This is a genomic window from Thermococcus radiotolerans, assembly GCF_002214565.1.
Classification (GTDB): domain Archaea; phylum Methanobacteriota_B; class Thermococci; order Thermococcales; family Thermococcaceae; genus Thermococcus; species Thermococcus radiotolerans.
This window is the reverse complement of the sequence record NZ_CP015106.1, coordinates 637,960-664,507: the sequence shown is the minus strand read 5'-3', so window position 1 is coordinate 664,507 and position 26,548 is coordinate 637,960. Positions and strand designations below refer to the sequence as shown.

Genomic DNA, 26,548 nt, shown 5'->3' with positions numbered 1-26,548 from the left:
GCTATTCTGGGGTAAACTTGCCAGAATACTCCACAGAATAGCCACAAAAGTTCTAAAAAGGCTTTTATATTGTACCCTTGATACCTATTGGTGACGTGCTCCCAATAGTACAATATCGGGTGGTTGAACCATGAGTGACTTCGGGATTCTGTCACTGCTTCCCCCACTGGTGGCCATTGGGCTGGCCATTTTAACAAAGAGGGTGCTGTTCGCTTTGTTTTTTGGAGTATGGGTCGGAGGACTGCTGGTGGCAGGAGGGAACCCAATAGGTGCCACTACCGAAACGCTGAAGTGGATAGCCTTCAACATAGCATCCGCCTGGGAAGAAAACGGACAGATCATGACCGACCTCTGGAACACGAGGATTCTCCTCTTTGATGCGCTCATAGGTGCAGGGGTGGCGCTGATATACAAAGCAGGAGGCATGAACGCCATAGCGAAGGCGGTAACGCGGAAGATTAAAACCAGCCGCGCCGCTTCCCTCATGGCGGCCATCTTCGGGACGATAATATTCTTCGACGATTACACCAACACCATCATAGTCGGCAACACCATGAGGCCGATAACCGACAGGGCGAGGGTTTCAAGGGAGTTCTTAGCTTACGCCGACGATTCCACCGCCGCTCCTGTGGCGGTTCTGGCGGTCGTCTCCACATGGATTGGCTACGAGCTCGGCCTCCTTAAGGACGCGATAGCGAGCGTCGGTGCGAACATAAGCGCCTACTCCGCCTGGTTCTCAAGCTGGCCCTACAGGTTCTACCCCATCCTGGCGGTCATCCTCGTCTACCTCGTTGCAATCACCCACAGGCACTACGGCCCGATGCTTCGCGCTGAGTACCGCGCCAGGACCGAAGGCAAGGTGATGCGCGACGGGGCGCAGCCGATGATGACGACGGAAGTGGACGTTGGAATGCCCCTGGAGGGCAAGGAAAGCGTCTGGGTGTTTATACTGCCCGTTGCGGCCCTTGTCTTCATGACCTTCCTCGGCCTGTGGGTTACCGGCGGAGGCAGCGCCGCTTACGCGAAGGGCGGATTCCAGGAGGTCCTGTCCAACGCGGACTCAACGTGGGCCCTCGTCTGGGGTTCTTTCTCCATGGTCATCGTCGCAATGGCCCTCGTTCTGGCGATGAGGATAATGAGCCTAGAGGAGGTCGAGCACACCCTTGTTGCCGGAATGAAGCAGATGCACTTCGCCATGATGATACTCATCCTCGCGTGGAGCATCAAGAGCGCCTGCGACGCGGTTGGCACGGCAGACTACATAGTTAGCGTCGCATCGAACGTCCTCTCGCCTGGACTGGTGCCCTTCGTGGTCTTCGTGGTGGCGGCATTCATCTCCTTCACGACGGGAACGAGCTGGGGAACCTTCGCCATAATGATGCCGATAGCGGTTCCCCTCTCCTACGGACTCAGCGGGAGCTTTGGACCGGTCGTCTACGCCAGCATCGCCTCCGTCTTCGCGGGTGGAGTCTTCGGCGACCACTGCTCACCGATCAGCGACACGACCATTATGAGTTCCATGTTCTCGGGCTGCGACCACCTTGACCACGTGAACACCCAGATACCCTACGCCCTCACCGCGGGATTCGTTGGCGCCCTCATGCTCCTGCTCTTCGCCGCGGGCCTGAAGAACGGCTGGGTACTGCTCGCCATCGCGGTACCGCTGCTCGTTGTGCTCCACCGCCTCCTCAGCAAATGGTACGGCAAAAGAACCGGAATCCCGCACGGGAAGGTTCCCATCTACGTTGTGGAGGGCTGACTCCCTCTTTTTCTTTTGGAGGGGTTCCAACCCAACGGTTTAAGAAACGCTTTTTACATGGCCTTTTTTACAAATTCTCGGCGAGTAAAGGTGAAAACTAGAAGCTACGAGGTAGAACTGCCCCATTCATGGGAAGGTCTCCAGGTAATCCTCAGCGAGCCGGAGAAGACCCTTCCGTTCTTTCCGTACTTCGAAAGTTTACATGGTGATACGGTGAGGTTTAACATCCCAGGTTCATATTTGACTTCGGTTACGAGTTCACGCTGGCCCTGGGATTCAGAAGGAACGCTGCAGTATACACTTTCACCGGGGAAAAGGGAGTACTCACGGTGACGTTTGAAATGCGGGAAAACAGGCTTAAAGTGACGGCCAGCTGGTCTGGATTCGGTGAACTCCTCATGGGCAAGCCTCTGGAGAACTTCGCCAGAGGAATAGCTGAAGCGATAAAGGACTTCTGCAGCGCTCAAGCGACCTGCCCGGTGCTGGAACTGGAGTCGGACGAAGGCGTCGTGCATCACGTAACCCCAGAGAGTGCCCCAGCGCTCATAAAGAGGATCATCTGGGAGCTCAGGGGCAAGGACTTCATGCTTGAAGGCGTGTCCGAGAATGGTGTCAGAATCTCAGCAACGGTCAGGGGAGGGAGGTTCGTCCGGCTTACGGTGAGGAATTCCCAGAACAAAGAAACGGTGATCGAGGCAGACCTCTCGGTGCTGGAGGTGGGCCCGGAGCTCTTTGAGGGTCTGCCTTTGGATGATACGCTTAAGATAAAGGTCAGGAGGATTTAGCGGTCTCCTCCACTATCTCATCTATCGCCTTCTTCAGCTCGTCGTAGGCTTCCTCAAGCGACTCCGGGATAACCTTGGTGTCGGCTATGACCGGCATGAAGTTCGTGTCCCCGTTCCACCTCGGCACTATGTGGAGGTGCACGTGGTCGTCTATGCCCGCTCCGGCAACGCGGCCGAGGTTCACGCCCATATTGAAGCCCTGCGGCTTCATCGTCTTCTTCAGGGCCTTTATCATGAGCTGGGAGAGCTGCATCATCTCAAGAAGCTCGTAATCGGTTAAATCCTCCCACCGCCCAACGTGCCGGTAGGGGGCTATCATAACGTGACCTGGATTGTAGGGGTAGTTGTTCATGATTATGAAGCAGTGCTTCCCACGGTAGAGGATGAGCCTCTCCTTATCGCGGTTCTCCTTCGGGAAATCGCAGAATATGCAGCCATCGTGCTTCGGTGAGCGTATGTACTCGATGCGCCACGGTGCCCACATTATCTTCATTCCCTCACCTCCAGTGGGAGAAAGGGGGAGGGGTTAAAAGCTTTTTTGAAACTCCGGGTGATGAAGCGGTTCAAATCCGGTCAACAAAGCTTTTAACTCCATGCCGCTACTCACTCCAGGTGATAGGTATGAAGCAGAGGAAGGGACTTCTCATAATCCTTGATGGCCTTGGGGACAGGCCGATAAAGGAGCTCGGCGGAAAAACTCCGCTTGAGTACGCAAACACCCCAAACATGGATGGGCTTGCGAGATGGGGGCTCCTCGGCCAGCAGGATCCGATAAAGCCCGGACAGCCGGCTGGCAGCGACACCGCTCATCTGAGCATCTTCGGCTACGACCCCTACAAGGTCTACCGCGGAAGGGGCTTCCTTGAGGCCCTCGGCGTCGGTCTAGACCTCGATGAGGACGACTTGGCTTTCCGCGTAAACTTCGCGACCATCGAGAACGGTGTCATAACAGACAGGCGCGCCGGAAGGATAAGCACGGAGGAAGCCCACGAGCTGGCGAAGGCCATCCAGGAGAACGTTAAGCTCCCCGTTGACTTCATCTTCGTTGGAGCGACCGGCCACAGGGCGGTTCTCGTTCTCAAGGGCATGGCGGCTGGCTATAAAGTCGGCGAGAACGACCCGCACGAGGCCGGAAAGCCGCCCCACGAGTTCACCTGGGAGGATGAGGAGAGCAGGCGCGTTGCCGAGATACTCAACGAGTTCGTCAGACAGGCACACAAGGTTCTCGAAAGGCATCCCGTCAACGAGGAGCGCAGAAAGGCGGGTAAGCCCGTGGCCAACTACCTCCTGGTGAGGGGCGCCGGCACCTATCCGGACATACCGATGAAGTTCACCGAGCAGTGGAAGGTAAAGGCAGCGGCGGTCGTTGCGGTTTCCCTCGTCAAGGGCGTCGCAAGGGCGATAGGCTTCGACATATACACCCCCGAGGGGGCCACCGGCGAGTACAACACCGACGAGATGGCGAAGGCGAGGAAAGTGGTCGAGCTCCTCAATGAGTACGACTTCGTCTTCCTGCACTTCAAGCCGACCGATGCAGCGGGCCACGACAACAACCCGAGGCTCAAGGTCGAGATGATAGAGAAGGCCGACAGGATGATAGGATACATAGTTGACAAGGTTGACCTTGAGGACGTCGTCATAGCGATAACCGGCGACCATTCAACGCCCTGTGAGGTCATGAACCACAGCGGCGACCCTGTTCCGGTTCTCATAGCTGGTGGTGGCGTTAGGCCCGACTACACGGAGAGCTTCGGCGAGCGCGAGTGCATGCGCGGCGGCCTCGGCAGGATAAAGGGCCACGACATAGTGCCGATAATGATGGACCTCATGAACCGCTCCGAGAAGTTTGGGGCTTAATTTTTTCTCAATATTCTATTAGACCAAACTTTTTTATACCACTAGTTACGTTTATTGTTAGTGGGTGGACACAATGGAAGATGAGAATGGGACTTTGCCCCAACAAACTTCTGAACCTGTTGTAGAGCCGATAGACTTAATTGACGCGTATACAATTGGAACTTGGACAGAATACATACGACTAGCTAGACCTGAGGATTTAGTTGTTTTGCCTTCTGGAGAAGTTAGCGATCAAAAAGGCAAAGGATATATATTGTGGACATTGTACCTGATTCAAGATTTCTTGAAAAGAAAGGGGTTAGAGCATATAATTCAATACAGCGAATTGGATGAGTTGATTTCATACCTTCACCAGAAATATGCTTCCGAACTTGAGTCTACTCCAAGGAACATCGATGAAAATGACTTAAGAGCTCTTAGGCGGACTGTTGAAATCATAATAACTCTCTTACAACAGGAACTCTCAAAAAGGAAAACTATTGAGATTGAAGTTCATAAGGGCATCTTAGATTACGAAAACCTGCTATCCACCGGATTACAGCCATTGTTCTCATACCCAGAGATAGTGGTTAACCACATTCCTGAAATAGTATCGCATGATTTACTGGAGTCTTTTAAGGCATTGCTGTTTGATCTTCCCACGGCCTCTGTAATGATATCATTGAGAGCGGTAGAGGCTGCAATTAGGGACCTGTATTTCAAATTAACAAATGAAGACGTTAACGAAGTAGATTCTTACCCCACATGGAATTATGCTCTTTCTGAAATCCAAAAGCAGTTAGAATATCGCAAAATCAGATCTAAGCGATTGGAGGGATATTTGGATTTTTTGAGAGAAATACGTAATAGTGCAGAGCATCCTGATAAAGTGTTCGAGATAAACGAAGCTGAGAGGATATTTGTAGAATCTATCCACGCAATTGAGGAAGTTTATTTGCTGATTGAAAAAATTCAAGCAAAAACATCAAGGGACTAACAATCCTTTATCCATTTTTGTCCCTTTATCTTAGCGTTCAGATGGAAACCTTAATTAAGTTCGGTTTCCTAATTCTACCGACGTGGTGATGGGTTATGGTGCCTAAGGATTTGAAGATTATCGGTTCTGATAAGGTCACCGCCATTGGCATGGGCACGTGGGGCATAGGGGGCTACGAGAGCCCCGATTATTCTCGCGATAAGGAAAACATCGAGGCCCTGAGATACGGTCTGGAGCTGGGGATTAACCTCATTGACACGGCCGAGTTCTACGGAGCCGGTCACAGCGAGGAGCTCGTCGGGGAAGCGATTAGGGGCTTCGAGCGCGAAGAGATTTTCATCATCAGCAAGGTGTGGCCAACCCACTTCGGCCGCGAGAGTGCAAAGAGGGCCGCAAGGGCGAGTGCGAAGAGGCTCGGCACGTACATAGACCTCTACCTTCTCCACTGGCCCGGCACAGAGTGGGGAAGAATCGAGGAAACGCTTCACGCCTTGGAGGAGCTTGTGGATGAGGGACTCATTCGCTACATAGGCGTCAGCAACTTCGACCTCGAGCTTCTCAAGCGCTCCCAGGAAGCTATGAGGAAGTACGAGATAGTTGCCAACGAGGTGAAGTACTCGCTCCGCGACAGGTGGCCCGAGACGAGCGGGCTTCTAGATTACATGAAGCGCGAAAAGATGGCACTCATAGCCTACACTCCACTGGAGAAGGGCTCGCTCGCGAGAAACCAATGTCTGGCCGAGATTGGAAAATCCTACGACAAAACCGCAGCGCAGGTGGCTTTGAACTACCTCATCTGGGAGGACAACGTTGTAGCCATTCCCAAGGCGGGCAGCAAGGCCCATATCGAAGAGAACGCCGGTGCGATGGGCTGGAGGCTCACGAAGGATGATAGGGAGAAGGCGAGGGGGTGCGTCTAATGTACGGCTACCATAACAGGATAGCCCGGGTTAACCTGAGTACTGGAAGGGTGACGTATGAGGAACTGCCCGACGAGATGATAAGGAAGTTCATCGGCGGGAAGGGGCTCGGCTACTACCTGATTTACCGGGAGGTTCCGCCCGGAACCGACCCGTTAAGCCCGGCCAACAAGTTCATCTTTGCGCCGGGTGGACTGACGGGCCTCATACCCGGCTCGAGCAAGGTCATAGCCGTCAGCAAGAGCCCAGAGACGGGGCTCATAAGCGACTCCAGCGGCGGAGACGCCTTCGGGCCGAAGCTCAAGGGGCACTTCGACGCCCTGATAATCGAAGGTAAAGCTGAGGAGCCGGTTTACCTCTACGTCCATGATGGAAAGGTCGAGATTAGGAACGCAAAGCATCTCTGGGGTAAAGGAAACTACGAGGTCGCCAGAGAACTCTGGAGGGAGCACCCTACTTCGAGCGTGGCACTCATCGGGCCGGCCGGAGAGAAGCTGAGCAGGATAGCCAACGTCATCTACGACACGGAGAGGGCGAGCGGAAGGGGCGGCCTTGGGGCCGTTCTTGGGAGCAAGCGGGTTAAGGCGGTCGTCGTCGAACCCGGTGAGAAGCCCCCTGTTGCCAACCCCGAGGAGTTCCAGAGACTCTGGCAGGAGTTCTACGACCACTTCGCCACCGATCCGAAGTACGAGCACAGTAGAAACTACGGCACGAGCGATGGGCTGAGGAGCTCGGCTTCCCTTGGAATGAGTCCTGCGTACAACTTCTCAAGGCCCCACATACCCGATGAGTTAGCGAGCAAATTGGCTGGAGACGAAGTCAAGAAGTACGAGGTCGAGCCGGAATGGTTCGTCCACGGCAAGAGCTGTCCGATAAAGTGCGCCCGCTATGTGGAGGTCGAGTACAAGGGCAGAAAAATCCGCGTCAAGCCTGAATACGAGAGCATTGCCATGCTCGGAGCCGCGACCGGAGTGTTCAACTTCCCGGCGGTGGCGTACTTCAACTGGCTCGTCAACAACCTCGGCTTGGATAGCATAGCGACCGGAGCGACCATCGGCTGGCTCTTTGAGATAGTGGAGAGGGGCTTAATCACGGAGGATGAAATAGGCTTCCCGGTTAAAGGCTTCGGTGACGAGGAAGCGGAGGAGAGGCTCATCAAGCTGATGGCCGAGAGGAGGGGAATTGGGGCGATTTTAGCGGACGGCGTTAAGAGGGCCTGCGAGAGGCTCGGCAGGGGCTGCGAACTGGCAGTTCACGTGAAGGGCATGGAAAGCCCCGCTTGGGACCCGCGCGGAAGGAGGACCTACGCCCTCAGCTACGCCACTGCCGACGTTGGGGCGAGCCACCTGAGGGGCTGGCCGAGGCCGCACCAGCTGCCCAACCAGGGGCCTGCTAGGGAACTCGTCCCGTCGATGATAGAGGGCAGGGACGAGAGCTACATAACGGACATGCTTGGAACGTGCAAGTTCGTTTCCTACAAGATGGAGGATCTGGCGAGGTTCTACTCCCTAGCAACCGGCGAGGAGTGGACGGTAGAGAAGCTCAGGAAGGTCGCGCAGGCAGTTGAGAGCATAGCAAGGATACACGATGCCCTCGACTGGGTTACTCCTCCGCTCGACGATACGATTCCACCGCGCTGGTGGGAGCCCGAGCCAGACGGGCCTGCGGAGGGCAACGCGGCCTTCATAGACTACAACGACTTCCTTGAAGCGAGGAAAGAATTCTACCGGCTGAGGGGCTGGCACGAGGAGCTCGGCGTCCCGCTGCCGGAGACGATGGAGGAGCTCGGCTATCCGGAGTTCAAGGATGATGCGGAGAGGGCTTTGGAGGTCGTGAAGAAGAGGATGGGGCTTATCTGAACTTCCTCCTCCCCTTCTTTTCCTTGGCTGTAGCGTTTTCAGAAGGGAAAAGAATAGGTCAGCCCTTCAAAAACGCCTCGACCAGGTTCCTCGTCTCGTTGAAGGCCTCGAGCGGGACTCCCTTGGGCAGGCCGCCTATTTCTCCCTTCACGTCCTTGAGGACTCCCTCTCCGGCGCCGAGGAACATTCCCTCGCTGACGATTCCGCGGAAGTTGGCCGGCGGTAGCAGGGCAACGGCAACACGGTTTCCTTCCTTAACGCCCAGGTCGTTGGTGACGACGGTTATCGCCCTGTCGCCGATGTTCACGTTGGTAACTAGAAGCCTGTCGGCGTTCGGGTGCTTGCCGACGCTCATGACCTCTCCGACCTTTATATCAACGGCTATAACCGGGTCGTTTATCTTTCCGAGGGCCAGCCTCCTGTCAAGGCCGAGGATTGTGTTGAGGAAGAAGCGGACCTTCGCGACCTGCTCTTCGACCTTCTCGCGCTCGCTCTTATCTGCCAGGCTGATGAACTTGTGGTGCCAGTCCTCGCCGCCCAAAGCTTCGATTATGCCCAAAGCCTTCTCCTTCAGCGCCTTCATCTGCGGTGTCTCAATCAGCTCCTTCGGCTCCACGTAGCTGTACCTCATCGCCTGTATCTCTGGAATCATCTCCTTCGCCAGCTGAATCGCTCCCTTCTTGTTCCACTTCCCCTTGAACTTCGCGTGCTCCACCGTCTTCAGGAACAGCTCCACCGCCTTCTCCGCCACCAGTAAGCGGTAATCCTTGCTCGTGTCCCACATAACTCTCACCCTCCAGTGCCTCTAAAACGCGGTTCTTAACGCTTTCGTCCCTTATTCCCTCGGCTATCGAGCGGGCTCTGGTCTTATCGCCCCAGCGGGCGTAGGCCAAAGCCACCTCCCCGAGGAGCTCCGACGCTATCCCATCGTCCCTGATAACGCCGGCAAGGATAAGCGGCTCCTCCAGAAAGCCTATGCGCAGGAAGCGCCTCGCTATCCTGTCCAGCTCACCGTCCGTTGGTTTGAACTTTCCGACGAAGACTATCTCGAGGGCGTCATCGAAGACCCTTCTTCCGAGCCTCGGCTGCTCGTGGAGGTAGAGCCAGTAGGCCAGCTCGAGCATCGATATCGCCCTGCCCTCCAGCGGGAGGAAGCGCATCATTGAAATCGCGGGCTCGACCTCCCCTTTCTCTAGAAGCTCCTCCACGGCTATCTTGCCCCTCTTCAGGACGTCATTTATCAGCTCCATCTTGTCCTCGAGGTACTTTGCCTGGAGCTTGAAGAATATCGAGGCGTAAACGTCCCGGGCCAGTTCGTAAAACTCAAGGGCTATCTCGTTGGGTATCTCGTCGGCGCTCTTCTCAATCAATCGAGCGACCTTTATAAGGGACGACGTTGCCGCCGATGACAGTCCCCTCGAGGCCTGCAGGAGCTCGACGGCCTCTCTGAAAAGCTCCAATCCGTCCTTATATCGGTCTGAGAGAACGAGGTTTCTCGCTATCCCCGCCAGAACCTCTCCCCTAACCCTTGGGGAGTCTATGCTCCTAGCGATGCCTATGGCGTTTTCAAAGTAGGCCTCCGCGTCCCTGTCCCGGTCGAGTACGTAGAGCGCCCTGCCGAGGATCGAATACGCCAAAGCTTTCTCCGGTGTTCCGCTTACGGATTCGAGCGTCTCCAGCATGTGGCTTAAAACCTCGTCCCGCGGAAAGGCCGTCAGGACTTCGGTCAGGGCTATCAGGCGTTTTATCTGGTCTTCAATCTCCAGCGCATTCCTCAGTGCGTTTTTATAGTCCCCCTTTGATAGGTAAAGCTCCACGGCCTCCACGAGAACCACCAACCGCTAGGAGTAGGGAACGAAAGTAAAAAAGGCTATCGCTAACCCTTGACCTTTTTGTCCCAGTTCTCGAGCATCGTGTCGAGCGCCAAGAGGCTGTTCAGCCTGAGGCGAACCTTCCGGTTCTCCCAGTCTATGGAGCCCTTGAACTCGTTGAGCAGCTCAAACACCTTCTCGGCCTCCTTCGCCGGAAGGTTCCTCCCGTAGAACTCCTCACCGCAGTGGGGGCACTTGAAGACGAAGTCTTCAAAGGCCTCCATGAACTTTTCGCGGTCCCGGAAAACCTCATCAGCGTTCTCAATGGCGAGCATCTGTTCTATCAATCCTGCCCAGTCGAGGGAACTGCCGCAGAGCGGGCACTTTGCCATCTCAATCAACCTCCCTCAAAAACCTCTCAATCTCCTTCAGGATGAGCTTTATCGCTTCGTCAAGGTTCTTCCTTCCGTTCGCCCCAGCGGCTCCGGCATGGCCCCCACCTGCGCCGTCTATTACAGGTCCAACCTTCTCCATGATTTTGCCGAGGTGCAGGCCCTTCTTCACGATGCTCTCCTTTGCCCTCGCGGAAATCCTGACACCCTTCTTCTCGCTCCCCACGACGGCTATGTCTGCGCCGAGGTTCAGGAACGTTTTGCAGGCGAGGGACTCGTAGGCAGAGACCTTGGAGACCGCTATGATATACCTCCTGAACTTCCTTATCTCCATCCTCTGGCAGGCCTTGAGGATGGCCATGCGCTTTGCCTGATCGATGTTCTCGTCGCTGACGGGGGCAACTAGCTGGAAAATCTCCCCCATCTGAATTGGAAAGCGCTCCAACATCTCGCTTACGGCCTTGAAGGTCTTCGAGTTCGCGAAGCGGAAGTTTGCGGTGTCGGTGACTATTCCGGCGAGAAGGGCCTTAACGGCTTTCTCATCGTAGAAGCCGAGATATTTGAAAAGCTCCCAGACTATCTCGGCCGTGGAGGTGCGCGATGAATCGACGACGGCTATATCAGCTCTGATGGGTCTCTCCTTCTCGGCATGGTGGTCGATGACAATAACGGTCTTACCGCGCGGGATCTCGATGGGTTCGAGCTGTTCGAGGGAAGAGGTGTCAAAGATTACGACGACCTCTTCCTCAACGGAAGGATCCTTTTCGAGCGGAACGGGTGAGAAGGTGAGCAGCCTCTTCGCGTAGGAAGAAACGCTCTGGGCGACGCCTATTCTCACGTTCTCAACGCCGATCGATTTGAGGTAGATAGCGAAGGCTATCGCCGAGCCGAGGGAATCCGGGTCCGCGTTGTGGTGGCAGAGGAGAAGGAAGGATTTATCCCGTGAGCGTTGCAGGAAGCGTTTAAGCCTTATTTTTCCCCTCATCCGCAATCTCCCTCAGTTTTCTCTCAACGGCCGCGTAGGCCTCCTCAACGGCCTCATCTATGAGACTCTCAACGTCCACCTTCACGAAAACGGGTACCTCAAGGTATACCTCAACCTCAAGGTCAAGGGTCTCGTCGCGGTTTATCCTCATCGTGACCTCTATATCCTTCACGTCGCTCCTGTTGAGGACGTCGAAGACGTGCTTGATTATCGTCTCCTGCGCGATCTCGCCTACCTCTATAAGCTGCTCCTCGCTCAGCTCCGGCAGGCCGATGTGGATAACCCTTCTCTCGCTGGCACTCTCGTCCATTGCTATCCCTCCAAATGGAAGAGAAGAGGTCAGCCCGCGGTGGGCCTGAGGGCGGACTGTATCTTCGCGGTGAGCTCCTTGAGCTTCTCGTTGAGCTTCTTCTCCTGCCTCTCGAGGGCGTTCAGGCGGACCTCGAGGGTCTCGACCTTCTCCTTCAGCTCCTCGACGGCCTTGGCCTTGTCGGTCTTGACGATGAGCGTTCCGACGGTCTTGTAGATAACCGTTCCATCCTCGACCTTCTCAAGTTCTTCCAGGGCCTTCTTTGCCTCGGTGAGCTCGAGCTGAACTTTCTGCTTCTGCTGGATGACGAGCTGGAGCTGCTGCTGATAGCTCTCAAGCTGGCCGAGCATGGCTTGAACCTGGGGCGGAATGTTCTGCATGACACACACCTCCGTAATCGTAATGCCGGGTTAGAATAAGGGGGGGAGTTTAAGAAGGTTATGGGCCTGCGCTAGGAGTAGATTCTCGCTTCATGCTTTTCGTTCCCCACACCGCGAGGATCACAAGAACCACGGCGAAGTTTATTATCAAGGAGTACAGGCTTCCCCACTGGGTTGCCGTTATTGGAAAGGCGAAGTGGCCCCAGTTCCCACTGGTGTGGAGCAGTATTGCGGTCAAAACGCTTCCGTTGGTGTTGTTGAATATCCATGTGAAGAGTATGGAAAAGAGGATTGTCCCCGCGACGAAGCCTGGGAAAGGAACGTTCTTGTATAGTTCATTGGCAGCGTAGAATAATGGAAGATGCCACAGTCCCCATATCACCCCTAGAATCAGACTCGCCACCAGAGCGCTGTACTTTGTCTGCAGTCTCCCGAGGGCAAAGCCTCTCCACCCAAACTCCTCGGCCAGGGGGCCTCCCAGGACTAAGATATAGAAAAACGCTACAATAAGCGTTAGGGGATTCCCAGTAAGTGGCGTCTCGGGAAGGGGCTCTCCACTCATAACTGCAATCAACAGCGACAGCCCGATTATGGCCGGCATCAGGAGGAGTGCCGGGATCAGCCAAACCTTGGGAAATTTGAGACTAAGACCCTTTCTCAGAAGGTCCTTTACGCCTCCTTTTCCGGATGTGAGGTAGGTGAGGAGGAAAGCCATGAGTGTGGGCCCGAAGGGTGCCAGAAGGAGGGCTATTTTGGTGTATCCTCCCAAACTCCAGAAGCCCCACGACCAAGCGAACGTCAGCAGGAAAAACACTGGGAGTTCGAAGTTTTTGCTAAACTTCATGTTGACACCTTCATCATCTGTAATAATTCAATCTGCGTTTTAGAATTATATAAACCTGCCCCCGGATGCAGGAAAATTCAACCATCAAGGGTCGTCTAGAATCAAGGTTCTATGGCATCGATGGCAACCTTAATCCATCTCAGATAGGAGTTCAGCGTGCCCCTCAGGGCGGAGTTGTCCCGGGCGAGGAACCTGATTATCACCCTGTTCCCCTCGCGGAGGAACTCTATTCTGCTCCTCCGATAAGGCACGCTCTCGTGCTCGTACAGAACGCTCTCGTAAACTATTCTCGCGGTCTCCTCATCGGGAAAGGAGAGCTCGATCACTCCTTCGATGGGCCACGCTTCAGAATCGCTTCCTTGTAGTCCCATCTCCGCCCGTCCTCCATTATCCATATCTTGACGCTTATGAGCGGGCCAACGGCCTTCTCCTTATTGACGTCCAGGCGGTAGAAGTTGACCGCCATTCCGCGCGGGTGCCTCTCGATGACGCTCAGCACGTCGGTGTTGTACCTGTCGGCTATCCCGAGGAGCGAGCGCTCCTTTCTCGGGACGAACTTTCCGCCGGTCAGCTCGGCGAAAACCTGGGCGAAGGCAACGTGGTCGAGGCCGACGCGCTTTGCGGTAGTTACAACAAGTGGCATCTCCTCGCGTATGGGCCTTATATCCCTAAAACCGATCTCGCGCTGGAGCTTGATGCCGTGGAGGTACAGGTAGCCGAGGTAGCCCCAGTCCTCGGGGTCAACTTTGATAAAGGTCATCTTGAGCGGGTTCCCCTTCCAGACGTTGACTATCAAGAGCCTCTCGTAGTTCCTGTCGTAGGCCTCCATGAGCAGGTCCTGGATGGTCTTCTTTCCCCTGGTCAGGTAGAGCGAGTTGGGGAAGACCTTCTCTAGGTCGTGGCCGAAGCTCCTCGTCCTCCTTGTGGGTCTGTGGGAAGTCGTTATCAGCATCATAGCCCTCACTCAAAATTCGTTTAAGCGATAAAAGGCTTTCGAAACGAAAGAATCAGATCGCCTTTACGCGCCTGGCCACCCTGGGCCTGGGCTTGTAGAGTATCTTGCTGCCGCAGTAGGGGCAGCGGACTTCCCTGGTGTTTTCGAGGTCGAGCTCGACCTCCTTTCCACATTTTGCGCAACGGTAAACGGCCATCACCATGGTTATCACCCTAAACTAAGCAAAGGAAAGGGGTCAGGCCTTGGAGGCCGTGACACGCTTGGCGACCTTTCCGGCCGGAGTGGTCGGCAGGTAGGCACCGCCGGCGAAGGTGGCGCCGCACTTCTGGCACTGCCATATGCCCGTGCTAATCCTCCTAACGGCCTTCCTTCCGCAGACCGGGCAGACGTGCTTCTGCTTCATCTTGGCCTCAACGGCCGCGACCCTTCTTCTAATCTTGAGACCGTACCTTGGACCGTATCTTCCGGCTGAACCAACCTTAGTAGTCCTTCCCATGAGCATCACCTCTAATTATCAACCGATTTTCACGACTGGAGAGTGTTTCCGGGGACGTTTTATAAACCTTTGCCTGGAAGCTTTGCATGGCAAAGTTTCATCAAAGTTCGCGGTTCCTTTAAACCCGCCGATTGATAGAAGATTCCCTTATAAAATTTATCTGGACGTTGAAACTTTGTCCAGCAAAGTTTCACCAAAAAGTTCTTTTCCTGTCGAACTGGCAGAGGATAATGCGTGCGCTCTAAAATTTGCTATAGGAAAAGGAGGTTTAACATTAAGCTGGACTTTTTACAAGGGTTCACTCCCATTCTGGCGTCCGTTGGACGCCTTTCTTGAGAGTGAACCACTGTTAAATCATAATTGTAAAACAAACCAACAACAAAACTTACCTGCCTTAAAGTGCACAGACTATAAAACCCGCCTCATGAACAGTCAGAATTATTTGATCAAACTTTTCACCAGAAAAGTTTGTAAGGGGGGCAGTGGAGATGTCGCCCCCCTGGGGGTCCCGACGTCATCGCAACCCAATACTCGTCGGGCAATTCTTCCTATGCACAAAACCTTATAACGGTTGGGCTAACTCACCCATAGGTGCAGAACATGGCCGGAACGATAAGCAAGATAATACACTTCCGCGACGAAGAGGAGTTTCTCGATGACATGACCGAGATAATGGAACGCTTCTCCTACCTGGCGAGCAAATACGGCCACAATCCAGTAGAGGGTATTCTCCTGTGGGACTACATAGGCGTCCAGGACGAGGAGGGCGTCAAGATTTTCCGCGTGGGTGAGTTCCCCTACTTTGAGGGAACGTTGAAGGTTGACCTTGAAACGCTCAGGGTCATGGAGCGCTACTTCGACGAGATGGAGAGCAAATGGGACGAGCTCCGCGTGGAAGACATCGCCTATTTCGTGGAGATGCTCAACGATGCCTTGGGCAGGGAGATCGTCTACTACGAGGCCTATGACCTTGGTCTGGACAGGAACACCGCCTACATAATCCTTAACCTCGTCAGCCTACACTATCTGGAGAGCGTTCTCGATGGAAGGGACAGGGAGATATTCGAGGAAGCCGTTGAACTGCTGATGAGATACATCTGATTATGTAATCACCGAATTACAGGATTATTTAATTAAAGCTGGAGGTGGTGGCCGTGCTCTTCAAGAAGAGGGGAACCTTCACCGAGGAAGATGCTAGGAGGGTCATCGAGATCGTGAGCGAGAGGCCCGACGAGAGGGAGATAATCGTCATGGCGGAGAGGGTCACGGACGAGGCAAAGAGGCGCCTCTGGGACTATGCGAGGGGAGTTCAGCTGATGGCCGACATGACTGGTGAGGACCGGAGCGTAAAGGTTGAGATTCTCGAGGGCTACGTGAGCGAGCACGTGAAGGGCGTTGATGTGGATGAGCTGTGAGGTGTTGGCATGAGACTCGTAATGGCCGAAGTCTTTAACAGCTGGCAGGGGGAGGGGGGAAGCGTCGAGGGTTCTACCTTTGGCAGGAGGCAGATTTTCGTCCGCTTCGCCGGGTGCGACCTTAACTGCGTCTGGTGCGACTCCAGGGAGTACATAGACGCCTCCCGGGTTTCACGCTGGCGCTATGAAGTCGAGCCGTTCACCGGGAAGTTCGAGTACCGACCGAATCCAGCGGAGCTCGACGATGTTGTTGATGCCATTCTGCGCCTCGATACCGGCGACCTTCACTCGATAAGCTACACCGGCGGCGAGCCGACGCTCCAGATAAAACCGCTCACAGCTCTCATGGAGGAGATGAGGAGCCTCGGCTTCGACAACTTCCTTGAAACCCACGGCGGTTTGCCGGAGCTGATTAAAGAGGTTGCCGACCTCACAGACTACGCCAGCGTTGACATAAAGGACGAGACGGCTAAGGCCACGGAGGACTGGAGGGCTCTGGTTCTCCGCGAGGTGGAGAGCATAAGGATTCTGAAGGAAGCCGGGGCCAAAGTTTACGCCAAGCTCGTCGTTACGTCGGAAACGAAAATCGAGAACGTCCGCTGGTATGCGGAGCTACTGAAAGGCCTGGCCCCACTCGTAATTCAGCCGAGGGAGCCGATTGAGATTAGTCAGGCGAGGCTTATGGAGTTCTACCGCGAGGCTTCGCTCATCATGGGCCGAAAGAACGTCGGCCTGAGCTTCCAGGTTCACAAGTACCTCAACGTCCTCTGAGGTGAGAGCGTGAAGGGTGAGGCGCTTATTGCGCTCTCCCTCGTCCTCGTTGGCCTCTCGGCATACTTTCAGGATTCCGGGGGGAAGCTTTCTTTTATGCTCCTTCTGGCGGCGTTTGCAGTGCTCTTTGCCGGCGTCCATGTACTCAACCGTTCAAGGCCCTCAAAGCGTTCTGGAGAGGCCTACCTCGTTCTCGGCGTTCTCCTCCCGATCCTGCTGTTCCTGAACTATGGAAATCCGCTTTACCTTCTGGGAGGGGCTTTTCTGATTCCCGCCTTCTTTTGGAAGTCGGAAAAGGCGGTTCTCCTTTTGATCCCGGCTGGATTGATAATGGGGCGGCTGGCCATCGGAGAGAATTCGTACGTGGCCAGGTTCGTCGGCGCTTTCCTGCTCGCGGTTTCCATCATCGTGGGGAGCGCGTCGCTGTACTTCTGGCTGAGATACAGGTGAGCTTTTAAGGGATTCTCCGAAGTGAATACGGCGATGATGACATTGGCCTTTGGGGTGAAGGATGCCCGGGATCGACGGCCTGAGCCAAAAACTTTTAACCTTTAACTTCCTCCCAATCAGTGGTGGTAATCATCGAGGTCCTCAGGTGCGAGCGGTGCGGTGCGCCCCTCGAGACCACGCCGGAGGATATAATAGTTGTCTGCCCCTACTGCGGCTATCCCAACTCCTACGACAAAATTTTCACCGAGAAGAACGTTTTCTTTGTTGAGAGCCTCCCAAAGAAGGAAATCCTGCGCCTCTTCTGGGAGCGCGTGAGGAGGGACAAGGACTACCTGGGCCTCCGCGGGAAGATCGAGATTGCGAAGGTTGAGGGCTTCTACGTTCCGATATGGTTCGGCAAGGTAAAGGGAAATGGATACGTTCGGTACGTGGACAAAATCAAAGAGGGCAATAAGACAAAGCGAGTTGTCAGATCCCGAAATTTTGAGGAGAAATCCATTGTCTGCGTCCCTGCGAGGAGGAGCGTCTACGACGTGGCTGTTGAGGAGCTTGCCAGGAAGATGGAACGGAGGGCTTACATCGCGTCGGGGGAGATAAGCCGCGCCCTCTCCAGGATTATGGAGCCAAGGCCAATATCCGAACTCACTCCCGAGAAGTGGGAGGAACTCGAGCCGGACTTCCTGAACACCGATTTCGGAAGGGAGCAGGCAAAGGCGGCGCTTCTGGACAGGGCATCGGACAGGGCCAAGGAAGTCCACGTTCCAAAGGACAAGGAGATGAGGGCGTTCTGGTTCAGCGGTGAGGTCGAGGACTTTGCCCTCGTGTTCTACCCCCTCTGGAAGGTGTACTACGACATCGAGGGCGGAACCTATTTCATCGCATACGACGGCCACAAAGGAAAGGAAGTGCTCGCTCTTGAGCCGGTAAGGGTCTGGCGCAAGGTGGCGTACGCCCTTGCGGCGCTGGTGGGAGTGGGGGTGGCAGCGTTCTTCACGACCCCATACGGCAACGTGGAATACTGGGACCTCGTCGCCCACGCCAGACAGGGGGCTCTCCTGGCCCTGATAATCCCGGCTCTGCTCGCCTACTTCGGGTTCGGGCTCGCGAAGGGCTACGGAAGAAAGATGGCGCGTGACGTGAGGGTCGAAAGATGAAGGTCAGATGCCCCAACTGCGGTGCCGAGTTCGAGGCGGAAGAGGGACTTGTGACTTGCCCCTACTGCGGATTCCAGATACGGCTCGGCGAGGTGAAGACGTTCACGTATCCACTTAGAGTTGAGGATCCCTGGAAGCCCCTGATGTCCTTCATAAGGCTCCAGCGCCTTTCCCCCAACGACGTCGAGTGGAAGGCTCAGCTCATTGGGCGAGAACTGCTCTACATACCCTTTTACGTGTTCTTCGTAAAGGCCACCGGCATGACCTACACGGGGACGTTCTCTCCAGAGGGGGCCGGCAACGTCGAGTTCTTCAACTATCTTACCGTCCCCGCGGCGAATGGCTTCAACGAGCTGATGAACTATCCCCTGCCCACTAGGGGGAGGAGGTACTTCGACGGCAGGGTTAAGGGAAAGCTCGTGGAGAAAACGCTGAGCGAGGATGAGGCGAGGGAAAAGCTCAGATTGGCGGTGGGGAAGCTCCTGAAGGAGGAAGCCAGGCACTACTTTCACTGGGGCAGGGTCGGGCTGGACGAGACGGGCTTTGAGGTGACCCTGGACGGCCTCGTATACTACCCAATATGGCGTCTCAGTTACAGGTACGGCTTTCTCACACACAGGGCCTACGTGGACGGCGCTGATGGAAGGATTCCCTACGCCGAATTCCCGATAGCCCTGCCCAAGAGGTTCGTCAATTTTACCCTTGGCTCACTGCTTTTGGCTTCGGGCTTTTTCGTTGGAAAACTGCTCTTCCCCCATGGATTTACATCGATCATTGGTTCAATGGGTGCCGCCGTTGCCGCTTCCTTCCCGTCGCTGAGGCGCGCATTCACCCTCCGCGGAAGAGCCAGCGAACACCGGCTCCTGGCCGAGATAGCCGAGGACTACGCCCCAGAGGAGGAGGCCTTCGGGACGATAAGGCGCTTCTGGAAAGCCCACATGTGAGCGTCAAATTTTTAAATCTCCCCTCTTTTAGTAACCCCTGGAAAGATTAAGGGGGTGGTGCCATGCCAGTTATAGAGGAAGTGACCGCACCGAGGAGCTTCGAGAGGATTGGAAGCCACTCCCACATCAAGGGGCTCGGTCTCGACGAGAATGGAAAGGCGAAGTTCATGGCCGACGGAATGGTCGGACAGGTTAAGGCGAGGGAAGCGGCGGGAATAGCGGTTGAACTCATCAAGCGCGGCAAGCTCGCCGGAAAGGGAATCCTTCTCGTCGGCCCGACGGGAAGCGGTAAAACGGCCATAGCTATGGGCATAGCAAGGGAACTCGGTGAGGACGTTCCCTTCGTCCAGATAGCGGGAAGCGAGATTTATTCCGCCGAGGTCAAGAAGACGGAGTTCCTGAAGGAGGCCCTGAGGAGGGCCATAGGAGTGAGGATAAGCGAAGAGAGGAAGGTCTACGAGGGCGAGGTCAGGGAGATAAGGATAAACCGCACCAGGCATCCGTTCAATCCCTACGTCGAGATTCCCGAGAGCGTCGTCATAACCCTCCGCACCAAGGACGATGAGAAGACCATCAGGGCCGGCAGGGAGATAGCCTATCAGCTCATGGAGATGGGCGTTGAGGAGGGCGACGTCATACAGATTGACGCCGAAACCGGAAGGATTTCGAAGATAGGAACCACGAAGGAGGAAGAGGGGCTGTTCTTCAAGCGCAAGGTGAACCTACCGAGCGGACCGGTTCTCAAGATAAAGGAGTTCACCTACACGGTAACCCTCCACGATCTCGACGTTGCCAACGCCCGCGGAAACATCTTCGGCCTACTCTTCAGCACTGGGGCGGAGATAAGCGACGAGATAAGGGGGCGCGTTGATGAGACCGTCAAGAAGTGGATCGAGGAGGGGAAGGCCAGCCTCGTGCCGGGGGTTCTCTTCATAGACGAGGTTCACATGCTCGACATCGAGGCGTTCTCCTTCCTCGCGAGGGCGATGGAGAGCGAGCTGGCGCCGATCCTTATCCTCGCGACGAACCGCGGAAGGACGAAGATAAGGGGCACCGAGATCGAGGCTCCGCACGGGATACCCATCGACATGCTCGACAGGCTGCTCATAATCAACACCGAGCCCTATAAGAAGGATGAGATTCGAGAGATTGTCAAGATAAGGGCAAAGGAGGAGAAGATCGAGGTCAGTGAGGAGGCGATAGAGTACCTCGCGGAGCTCGGCGAGAAGACCAGCCTGCGCTACGCGGTGCAGCTCCTGGCTCCGGCCAGCGTCCTGGCGAAGGGCGGAAGGGTGGAGAAGGAGCACATCGAGAGGGCGAAGGAGTACTTCGCGGACCTCAGGAGGAGCATGGATTTCGTGGAGAGGCTGGAGGGCATGCTTCAGTGAGTTTTTATTTCTCCCCCATTATCCTCATCAGCTTCCTGCTGAGCTTCAGGTGGAACTCGAACTCGTGATAGGCCCTGTTCTCGGTTGGAAAGATCAGCTTGAGCTCGTTCAGCCCGCCCTTGCCTCCGAACTCGCCGAAAATCGTTATTCCATTCACCTCTATGACGCCGAAAACCGCCGCGAGGTTGAAGAGGAGCGTCCTGAGTTGATAGGCCGTAACATCGTGCCGACCAATCTCCTGGCGCGGGTACTTGAAGAGGAAGTATTCCAGCCCCTCCATCTCAGCCACATCGGTTATCGCTATGTCCGCCGTGAGGAAGACGAGGAGCGTGGGAGTCATGTTGTCGTAGTGCTTGAGGGACTTGACTATTATCTCGTCGTTGTTGTGGGCCGGTTCTTTGACGCTCTCGGCTATGATTATCCTGTCCTTCAGCCTTTCGAACTCCTTGAGGGCTATGTACGCGGCCTTCCTGCTCCTCTTCGTCCGCCTGTTGCTGAACTCCCGGAGGAGGCTTCCGTTTCTAACCTCGCGCCTGATTTCCTCCAGCTCCCTGTGCCGGTACTTGTAGTTCATGGCGTTCTCTATCTCCTTCTTCACGCCCTCGGCTACAACTATTTGATACCGGTCAAGGGGCCTGAAGCCCGAGATGAAGCGGTGGTAGAAGAGGTTGGTGTCCGGGGCGAAGGCCACGCCCTTCTTGAGCCTCTCGTAGAGCTCTAGGTTCTGGATGAACTCATCGATGTTCGCGTACCTTACGATGCCCGCGGAGATGAAGCACTCGTAGAAGTCCGTCCAGGTGGGAAGTTCATGGGAGAGATACTCTGGAACGTGCTCGTTGAACTCCCGCCTGTTCACAGTGAGCTCAACGCGGTAGCCGGTTTCCACAGGCTTTGCCCTCAGCAGGGGCAGCCCGTAGAGCGGATAGCTCACCCTGATGTCCCCCAGAACGTTGAGGAGTATCTGGAGCTCCGGCTTCTCTATAACCTCGCTAGTCTCCCTCACTCTCATCACCCAGGAAGTTCTTTATCGGCTGCATGTGGGTTGGGATCATCATGTAGGGCCTGTCCGGGAAGTCCAGATCGAGGAGCCCCATGTAAACTATGAACGCCACGGGGAACTTCCTTATCTGAACTATCGCGGCGGCAACGAGGGCCTTCCTTCCTGAGGTTATGTCCAGACCCATCCTGTAGCCCTCGCGCTCCAGCTTGGAGAACAGCTCCCTGAACTTTCTGTCGGCGACGAAGAAGCCGTAGTCCGGAACGACTTCGGTTTCTATTGTTGGATTGAGGTTATACGCCTCTGAAATCGCTCTAATCGCCTCGACGACCTTGGGCAGGTTGTGGCGGTAGCGCTCCTCCGTGAATATGTATATCTTCTCGGCCTTCCCTCCCCGTGTGAGGAGCTTGTAGTAGGTGTTAACGACCGCCCACGGCGAGCGGCCGAGAAGGGTTATGTACGCAACCTTCACCATAATCTACTCCCCCAGATGTACGCTATGACTCCATAAACCAGCGCCAAAACGAATGGAACCGCTGAAATCCGCCCCTTAACGGTCTTGTGGGCGATCAGGAACGGCACCAGTGCCATTACGATGTATTCGAGACCGTAGGTTTCGTGAACTCCAACTCCCCCGGCGGCGAAGAGAAAGAGGAGTGCGGCGAGCACTCCGGCGGGAACCGTTAAAACGGTGAACATGAGAACGTCGGGAGATTTGCTCGATTTCCTCTCTGGAACTAGAACTATCCAAAAGAGGAAGCTGAGGAGGAGGAAGTGGAGCAGTAGCTGCCAGAACTCCACCTCAACGCCGGGCTCCCCCTTCCCCGGCAGGTAGTAGAACCACGCGGCCCCGAAGGCGTATACGAGCGTCATGATAAGTGAGATTCCCCACTTCGTCCCGGCGGGGGAGACGTTTTCCTTCATCCGTTCGCACCGTTATTCAATTAGCACCATCCCGTACAAAACGCTTTCGGAGAAGTTGATTTCCACGAGTTTTCCAATCTCGATGCCCACCGCGTCTATGCTCGGTCTGACCGTGGTCGGCATCCTGCACGGCTCGCCCCTCTCGAATGGACAGTCGTCGCAGAGGTTGCAGGAACCGGGAAACAGCGCCATTGCGTACATCTTCCCCTTCTTGAAGAACTCTTCCTCCCTCTTCAGGAGGTACAGCAGGGTCTCCCTTTTCTCATCCTCAAAGCGCTCCATGTCTATCTCGAACTTCACTATCAGGGCCCTCTTGAAGTGCCGCACCCACTCCCTCGCTTCCCTCCAGTTCGGGACGTGGGGCGGACAGCTCGGCCTCTTGCCGTACATCGGGCAGGAGCGGCACTTCCAGACCGGTCTGGGCGAGACGACTATCTCATCCGCTGGAATCTCCCTCTCCCACAGCACCTTCATGGGGCATCAAGAAAAGATGGGGAAGGAGCTTAAAAATCAATCCATCAGCCTGCCGCCGTTGACGTCTATGAGTTCACCGGTTATGTGGTCGTTTTCGAGGAGAAAAATCACCGCGTGGGCTATCTCCTCGGGTTTAGCTATCTCGCCAGTCAGGGAGAGCGAGCGGAGCCTCTCCTTTATCTCAGGGCCTATCAGCTCGGTGTCAACTGGTCCAGGCGCTATTGCGTTGACGAGGATGTCCGGGGCGAGATGCCTTGCGAGGTTGAATGTGAGGGCTATCAGTCCGCCCTTCGAGGCCGCGTAGTGAGGACCGACCGTTCCCCCGTCCTTCCCGGCTATCGAGGCGATGTTGACTATCTTGCCCCTCTTCATGTATCTGAGGACTTCCTGGGTGACTATGAAGGCCCCCTTGAGGTTGACACCTAGAACGGCGTCCCAGTCATCGTCGGTGACCTCCATCGGCTTCAGGGTCTTTCCGAGGATTCCGGCGTTGTTCACGAGGATGTCTATCCTTCCGAAGTGGTCGATGACCTCTTCAACCATCTTTCTGACCTCTTCGCGACTGCTCACGTCGGCCTTCACCGTTATCGCCTCGACGCCGTGGGAGCGGCAGAGCTTGGCAGTCTCTTCAGCCTTCTCCCTGCTGTGGGCGTAGTTTACGGCGACGTTCACTCCCTTCGCCGCCAGGGCAACGGCTATCGCCCGACCGATTCCCCTCCCGGCACCGGTGACGAGGGCAACCTTCCCGGCCAGCTCCACAGCCATCACCGGGTACTATTTTGTCGGCTGAACTTAATAAAGCCTAAGGCCGAAATATTTTTACGTTTGAAAAAGGACTTATTAACATGAAGGGATTCGCGGTAGTACTGGTTTTGATTTTGGGGGTGTGCATCGCAGGATGCACATCCCATGAAAAACCCGAAGGAGGTGTGAGTATGGACCTTGAGATAGGTTCGGTGTTTCACAACGGGGAGTACATACCCGTTGAGTTCACGTGCGATGGGGAGAACGTTAACCCCCCGATATTCATAGGGCACATAGACCCCGATGTCAAGAGCCTAGTCATCATCATGGACGACCCCGATGCCCCCGGTGGAACCTTCACCCACTGGATAGCGTGGAACATTCCACCCCTGGGCGAGATACCCAAGGGGGTTCCAAAACAGGCGGAGGTTGATGCCCCTGTTCACGTGATTCAGGGACGCAACGATTTCGGAATGGTAGGCTACGGCGGTCCGTGCCCGCCGAGGGGCCACGGGATACACCACTATCACTTCAAGGTTTACGGCCTCGACACGACGCTCAACCTCAGGCCCGGCTCCGGAAGAAGGGAATTGGAAGAGGCCATGAAGGGCCACGTCGTCCAGTGGGGCGAACTCGTCGGCCTGTACAGGCGGGACTGAGGCTCAGTAGCGGAGCTTGACGAAGAGGTTCACCGCGCTCTGGAACGCGGAGAGGAAGTTCAGGGTGAAGAATATCCAGTCCCGTATTATGTACGAGTAGACAGTCAGGAAGCTGGCCGCCAGGACGTAGATCAGGATGAACTCCAGGTTCAGCGGGCAGTGCCTTTTCCTTATCGTCTCCACTGTCTGAGGAACCCACGAGCCCACGAGGAGTAGCATTCCCAAGAGTCCTATTATCTCTCCACCGTTCATTTTTCTCACCCGGACGGGAAACGGGAGAGCCTAAAAAAGCCTTGTGGATTGTTGCGTGTTAAATTTTTAAAAATGTCACGGGAAAATAGGCAAATTTGAGCTAAAGCTGGCTGGCTAGTCTGGACATCGCCCACGTCTTAACGTCATCGTCCATTATGCCGTTGATTATCTCCATCGCCTCTGAAATCTTCCCTGCCTTGGCTAGGGTCAGGGCAACTTCGGCCTCAACCTTGGATCTGTTCGAGAGGTCGGTTATGTACTTGGATATCCTCATGGCCTCGTCGGGCTTTCCGAGGTTCAGGAACTCGAAGGCCAGGCTCATGAGCGCCTTTGTGCTCTCCTCGTGGTTTTCTATATCGAGGGCAGCCTTCACCGCCCTCTCCAGGGCCTCCCCGTAGTCCCGGCCCTTTCGTGCGACTTCAATGGCTATATGCGAGAATGCCTTGGAGCGAATCACCCTGTCGGGTATCCCATCCGCCATCTGAAGCGCTTCCTCGGTCTTTCCAGAGTTGACGAGTTTAAGAACCGCCTCGTACAGTGCCCTGGAGCGGTACCACTCCTGCATGATCATCCCCAAGAATTTTGCAACTCGGAGGATTTAAGCTTTCCGCGGCCAAGGTTTATAACTTCCCACGGGAATAAGGTTCAGGTGAGAAGATGAAAAAGTTGGTTTTAATTATCATAGGGCTGCTGTTTATCTCGACGGTATCATACGCCGTCGCGGAGGCCCAGGTGAATCCGGATAAACTCCACTTCTACATGTACGGTGCGAAGACCTGCCCCCACTGCCGCAAGATGAAGGAGGAGATACCGAGGGTCTACGGGAACGACAGCTTCACTTACTATGAGCTGGTGGACAATACCGAGAACCAGGCCCTCTTCGGCGTCCAGTACCAGTACACGGGCATAGCGGGAGTTCCGGCCATAGGCATAGCCTACGACGGTAAACTTGAGGCCATAGTTGAGGGGGAGTTTAACGTCTCAATGGCCCCGGAGATAGTAAAGGCTGCGATGGACAACGGCGGTCTGATCCTTGTAACCGGGGGAAAAGCGTACATAATAAAAAACGAAACCATAATCCAGAAGCTCCAGGTTATCTACGTTGAGCACAGGAATCCGGATGAGCCGGTAACGACGACCACAACCACGACCACGCCGGGCAACAGTGGAATCTGCGGGCCGGGAATACTGGTTGCCCTTGCGGTTATTCCCCTGGTTCTCCTCAAACGGAGGCGCTGACCTTTCGTTCTCAACTTTTTGTTTTAGAAAGCCACAAAAAGCCCCGCGATAACTTTCTACCATGAGGAGTGAGATAAAGGGTCTGGCGCTCATAGTCCTCGCATCCTTCGGGATAAGCTCCCTGGCGCTGTGGGCACTGGGCATGAGCGGTTTCATCCCCCAGTTCTTCACCCTTGCGATGACGGACTCCATAAACCCGTGCACGTTCGTCATATACACCATGCTCCTCATAGCCCTCTCGGTCAGGGAGATTTCCAAGAGGCGGCTCTACCTCATAGGTGCCGCTTTCATAGCCGCGGTGTACATATCCTACTACCTCCTTGGAGTCGGTCTGCTTTACTTCGCCGGTTATCTGCCCCTCTGGGTCGCGGGGGTTGCCGCGATAATCTTTGGGGCCTACACCATAGCCACCGGGCTGATGGAGAAGTCGCGCATAGCCGACAAGAAGGGCGTCAAGAAGAGGATATTCAGCAGCGATGCCACAGCCGTGGGGGCCTTCACCCTGGGCATCATAGTCTCCACCACGCTCCTTCCATGCTCTGCAGGGAGCTACCTGGTCTACGCGATAATAATCTCGAAGGCAGGGGAGGCCCTCGCCTTCCTCCTTCTGGCCCTCTACAACCTGGTGTTCGTGCTGCCGCTGGTGATCATACTGCTTGCCATGGGCAGTGTCACGGAGAGCAAGCGCTTCTCCCAGGCCATGGTGAGGAGGAGCCGGGAGCTTTCGGTCGTTGCGGGGATTCTGCTGATCGCGATAGGGGTCTGGGTTCTAACCGGTGCTTCGCTTTGATGCTCGATGCGGTTTTAT

34 protein-coding genes are annotated in these 26,548 nt (G+C 55.3%); 16 read left to right on the top strand and 18 right to left on the bottom strand.

What is annotated here, in order from left to right; translation table 11 throughout:
• Positions 1-130: 130 nt before the first annotated feature.
• Complete coding sequence (locus A3L10_RS03650) at positions 131-1,759, top strand: Na+/H+ antiporter NhaC family protein (RefSeq protein WP_088866445.1); 1,629 nt, start codon at positions 131-133, stop codon at positions 1,757-1,759.
• A 329-nt stretch (positions 1,760-2,088) separates the two neighbouring features.
• On the top strand, positions 2,089-2,544 hold the full coding sequence (locus tag A3L10_RS03645) for a hypothetical protein (protein WP_232461016.1): 456 nt from the start codon (positions 2,089-2,091) through the stop codon (positions 2,542-2,544).
• Here A3L10_RS03645 and A3L10_RS03640 read toward each other — a convergent pair.
• On the bottom strand, positions 2,531-3,037 hold the full coding sequence (locus A3L10_RS03640) for an HIT family protein (RefSeq protein ID WP_088866444.1): 507 nt from the start codon (positions 3,035-3,037) through the stop codon (positions 2,531-2,533). The genes A3L10_RS03645 and A3L10_RS03640 overlap by 14 nt on opposite strands.
• A 128-nt stretch (positions 3,038-3,165) precedes the next feature.
• Here A3L10_RS03640 and A3L10_RS03635 point away from each other — a divergent pair, with 128 nt between their 5' ends.
• From A3L10_RS03635 to A3L10_RS03620, 4 genes are all read left to right on the top strand, one after another.
• Entirely contained in the window at positions 3,166-4,401 is a 1,236-nt protein-coding gene (locus A3L10_RS03635; protein WP_088866443.1) for a 2,3-bisphosphoglycerate-independent phosphoglycerate mutase, read from the top strand.
• A gap of 64 nt (positions 4,402-4,465) precedes the next feature.
• Complete coding sequence (locus A3L10_RS03630) at positions 4,466-5,377, top strand: hypothetical protein (protein ID WP_157726883.1); 912 nt, start codon at positions 4,466-4,468, stop codon at positions 5,375-5,377.
• Between the two features lie 95 nt (positions 5,378-5,472).
• Positions 5,473-6,297 (top strand): aldo/keto reductase, encoded by an 825-nt coding sequence (locus A3L10_RS03625; RefSeq protein WP_088866441.1) that lies wholly within the window; start codon positions 5,473-5,475, stop codon positions 6,295-6,297.
• Complete coding sequence (locus A3L10_RS03620; protein ID WP_088866440.1) at positions 6,297-8,156, top strand: aldehyde ferredoxin oxidoreductase family protein; 1,860 nt, start codon at positions 6,297-6,299, stop codon at positions 8,154-8,156. Before A3L10_RS03625 ends, A3L10_RS03620 begins: the two co-directional genes overlap by 1 nt.
• Positions 8,157-8,214: 58 nt before the next feature.
• Here the strand turns inward: A3L10_RS03620 and A3L10_RS03615 are convergent, their stop codons facing one another.
• From A3L10_RS03615 to A3L10_RS03565, 10 genes are all read right to left on the bottom strand, one after another.
• Complete coding sequence (locus A3L10_RS03615; protein WP_088866439.1) at positions 8,215-8,940, bottom strand: tRNA-binding protein; 726 nt, start codon at positions 8,938-8,940, stop codon at positions 8,215-8,217.
• A 1,092-nt stretch (positions 8,941-10,032) separates the two neighbouring features.
• A complete protein-coding gene (locus A3L10_RS03605) occupies positions 10,033-10,359 on the bottom strand; it encodes a hypothetical protein (RefSeq protein WP_088866438.1) in 327 nt (108 codons plus the stop codon).
• A 1-nt stretch (position 10,360) separates the two neighbouring features.
• On the bottom strand, positions 10,361-11,344 hold the full coding sequence (locus tag A3L10_RS03600; RefSeq protein WP_088866437.1) for a DHH family phosphoesterase: 984 nt from the start codon (positions 11,342-11,344) through the stop codon (positions 10,361-10,363).
• The gene (locus A3L10_RS03595; protein WP_088866436.1) at positions 11,322-11,654 is read right to left on the bottom strand and encodes a DUF3194 domain-containing protein; all 333 of its coding nucleotides are present in this window, start codon (positions 11,652-11,654) and stop codon (positions 11,322-11,324) included. Before A3L10_RS03595 ends, A3L10_RS03600 begins: the two co-directional genes overlap by 23 nt.
• Before the next feature lie 29 nt (positions 11,655-11,683).
• Entirely contained in the window at positions 11,684-12,034 is a 351-nt protein-coding gene (locus tag A3L10_RS03590; RefSeq protein WP_088180171.1) for a prefoldin subunit beta, read from the bottom strand.
• Between the two features lie 58 nt (positions 12,035-12,092).
• Positions 12,093-12,878, bottom strand: coding sequence for a type II CAAX endopeptidase family protein (locus tag A3L10_RS03585; RefSeq protein ID WP_088866435.1), 786 nt, complete (start codon positions 12,876-12,878; stop codon positions 12,093-12,095).
• 101 nt (positions 12,879-12,979) lie between these two features.
• Positions 12,980-13,249 (bottom strand): KEOPS complex subunit Pcc1, encoded by a 270-nt coding sequence (gene pcc1, locus A3L10_RS03580; protein WP_088866434.1) that lies wholly within the window; start codon positions 13,247-13,249, stop codon positions 12,980-12,982.
• On the bottom strand, positions 13,201-13,833 hold the full coding sequence (locus A3L10_RS03575; RefSeq protein WP_088180173.1) for a ribosomal biogenesis protein: 633 nt from the start codon (positions 13,831-13,833) through the stop codon (positions 13,201-13,203). The genes pcc1 and A3L10_RS03575 overlap by 49 nt, the downstream gene beginning before the upstream one ends.
• 52 nt (positions 13,834-13,885) lie before the next feature.
• Complete coding sequence (locus A3L10_RS03570) at positions 13,886-14,035, bottom strand: DNA-directed RNA polymerase subunit P (RefSeq protein WP_012571411.1); 150 nt, start codon at positions 14,033-14,035, stop codon at positions 13,886-13,888.
• A 33-nt stretch (positions 14,036-14,068) separates the two neighbouring features.
• On the bottom strand, positions 14,069-14,329 hold the full coding sequence (locus tag A3L10_RS03565) for a 50S ribosomal protein L37ae (protein ID WP_014012168.1): 261 nt from the start codon (positions 14,327-14,329) through the stop codon (positions 14,069-14,071).
• Between the two features lie 600 nt (positions 14,330-14,929).
• Here A3L10_RS03565 and A3L10_RS03560 point away from each other — a divergent pair.
• The 7 genes from A3L10_RS03560 (at position 14,930) to A3L10_RS03530 (ending at position 20,451) form a co-directional block, all read left to right on the top strand.
• The gene (locus A3L10_RS03560; protein ID WP_088866433.1) at positions 14,930-15,430 is read left to right on the top strand and encodes a hypothetical protein; all 501 of its coding nucleotides are present in this window, start codon (positions 14,930-14,932) and stop codon (positions 15,428-15,430) included.
• Between the two features lie 53 nt (positions 15,431-15,483).
• Positions 15,484-15,744, top strand: a complete 261-nt coding sequence (locus A3L10_RS03555) for a hypothetical protein (RefSeq protein WP_088866432.1) — start codon at positions 15,484-15,486, stop codon at positions 15,742-15,744.
• Between the two features lie 9 nt (positions 15,745-15,753).
• Entirely contained in the window at positions 15,754-16,515 is a 762-nt protein-coding gene (locus tag A3L10_RS03550) for a 7-carboxy-7-deazaguanine synthase QueE (protein ID WP_088866431.1), read from the top strand.
• 9 nt (positions 16,516-16,524) lie between these two features.
• Positions 16,525-16,965: a hypothetical protein gene (locus A3L10_RS03545; protein ID WP_088866430.1), complete on the top strand. Its 441-nt coding sequence runs from the start codon at positions 16,525-16,527 to the stop codon at positions 16,963-16,965.
• Between the two features lie 122 nt (positions 16,966-17,087).
• Positions 17,088-18,119 carry a zinc ribbon domain-containing protein gene (locus tag A3L10_RS03540; protein WP_232461015.1) on the top strand — a complete coding sequence of 344 codons (1,032 nt, stop codon included), beginning with the start codon at positions 17,088-17,090 and terminating at the stop codon, positions 18,117-18,119.
• A complete protein-coding gene (locus A3L10_RS03535; RefSeq protein WP_088866429.1) occupies positions 18,116-19,063 on the top strand; it encodes a zinc ribbon domain-containing protein in 948 nt (315 codons plus the stop codon). Before A3L10_RS03540 ends, A3L10_RS03535 begins: the two co-directional genes overlap by 4 nt.
• A 62-nt stretch (positions 19,064-19,125) precedes the next feature.
• Positions 19,126-20,451, top strand: coding sequence for a RuvB-like helicase (locus A3L10_RS03530; protein WP_088866428.1), 1,326 nt, complete (start codon positions 19,126-19,128; stop codon positions 20,449-20,451).
• A gap of 4 nt (positions 20,452-20,455) precedes the next feature.
• On the opposite strand, the gene A3L10_RS03525 is transcribed toward A3L10_RS03530, so the two are convergent.
• From A3L10_RS03525 to A3L10_RS03505, 5 genes are read right to left on the bottom strand one after another with little or no spacing between them, the layout of a single operon-like run.
• A complete protein-coding gene (locus A3L10_RS03525; protein WP_394335110.1) occupies positions 20,456-21,460 on the bottom strand; it encodes a PIN domain-containing protein in 1,005 nt (334 codons plus the stop codon).
• A complete protein-coding gene (locus A3L10_RS03520) occupies positions 21,441-21,923 on the bottom strand; it encodes a hypothetical protein (protein WP_088866426.1) in 483 nt (160 codons plus the stop codon). Before A3L10_RS03520 ends, A3L10_RS03525 begins: the two co-directional genes overlap by 20 nt.
• Positions 21,917-22,372 (bottom strand): hypothetical protein, encoded by a 456-nt coding sequence (locus A3L10_RS03515; RefSeq protein WP_088866425.1) that lies wholly within the window; start codon positions 22,370-22,372, stop codon positions 21,917-21,919. The genes A3L10_RS03520 and A3L10_RS03515 overlap by 7 nt, the downstream gene beginning before the upstream one ends.
• A 12-nt stretch (positions 22,373-22,384) precedes the next feature.
• On the bottom strand, positions 22,385-22,846 hold the full coding sequence (locus tag A3L10_RS03510) for a DUF2284 domain-containing protein (RefSeq protein ID WP_088866424.1): 462 nt from the start codon (positions 22,844-22,846) through the stop codon (positions 22,385-22,387).
• A gap of 36 nt (positions 22,847-22,882) precedes the next feature.
• Positions 22,883-23,611: an SDR family NAD(P)-dependent oxidoreductase gene (locus A3L10_RS03505; protein WP_232461014.1), complete on the bottom strand. Its 729-nt coding sequence runs from the start codon at positions 23,609-23,611 to the stop codon at positions 22,883-22,885.
• Between the two features lie 170 nt (positions 23,612-23,781).
• Here A3L10_RS03505 and A3L10_RS03500 point away from each other — a divergent pair, with 170 nt between their 5' ends.
• Positions 23,782-24,249 carry a YbhB/YbcL family Raf kinase inhibitor-like protein gene (locus A3L10_RS03500; RefSeq protein ID WP_088866422.1) on the top strand — a complete coding sequence of 156 codons (468 nt, stop codon included), beginning with the start codon at positions 23,782-23,784 and terminating at the stop codon, positions 24,247-24,249.
• A gap of 3 nt (positions 24,250-24,252) precedes the next feature.
• Here A3L10_RS03500 and A3L10_RS03495 read toward each other — a convergent pair whose 3' ends face one another.
• Positions 24,253-24,501, bottom strand: a complete 249-nt coding sequence (locus A3L10_RS03495) for a hypothetical protein (protein ID WP_088180190.1) — start codon at positions 24,499-24,501, stop codon at positions 24,253-24,255.
• A gap of 100 nt (positions 24,502-24,601) precedes the next feature.
• A complete protein-coding gene (locus A3L10_RS03490; protein WP_088866421.1) occupies positions 24,602-25,066 on the bottom strand; it encodes a hypothetical protein in 465 nt (154 codons plus the stop codon).
• A gap of 92 nt (positions 25,067-25,158) precedes the next feature.
• On the opposite strand from A3L10_RS03490, the gene A3L10_RS03485 reads away from it, so the two are divergent.
• Both A3L10_RS03485 and A3L10_RS03480 read left to right on the top strand, forming a co-directional pair.
• A complete protein-coding gene (locus A3L10_RS03485) occupies positions 25,159-25,740 on the top strand; it encodes a CGP-CTERM sorting domain-containing protein (protein ID WP_088866420.1) in 582 nt (193 codons plus the stop codon).
• 61 nt (positions 25,741-25,801) lie between these two features.
• Positions 25,802-26,530 carry a cytochrome C biogenesis protein CcdA gene (locus tag A3L10_RS03480; protein ID WP_088866419.1) on the top strand — a complete coding sequence of 243 codons (729 nt, stop codon included), beginning with the start codon at positions 25,802-25,804 and terminating at the stop codon, positions 26,528-26,530.
• Positions 26,531-26,548: the final 18 nt, after the last annotated feature.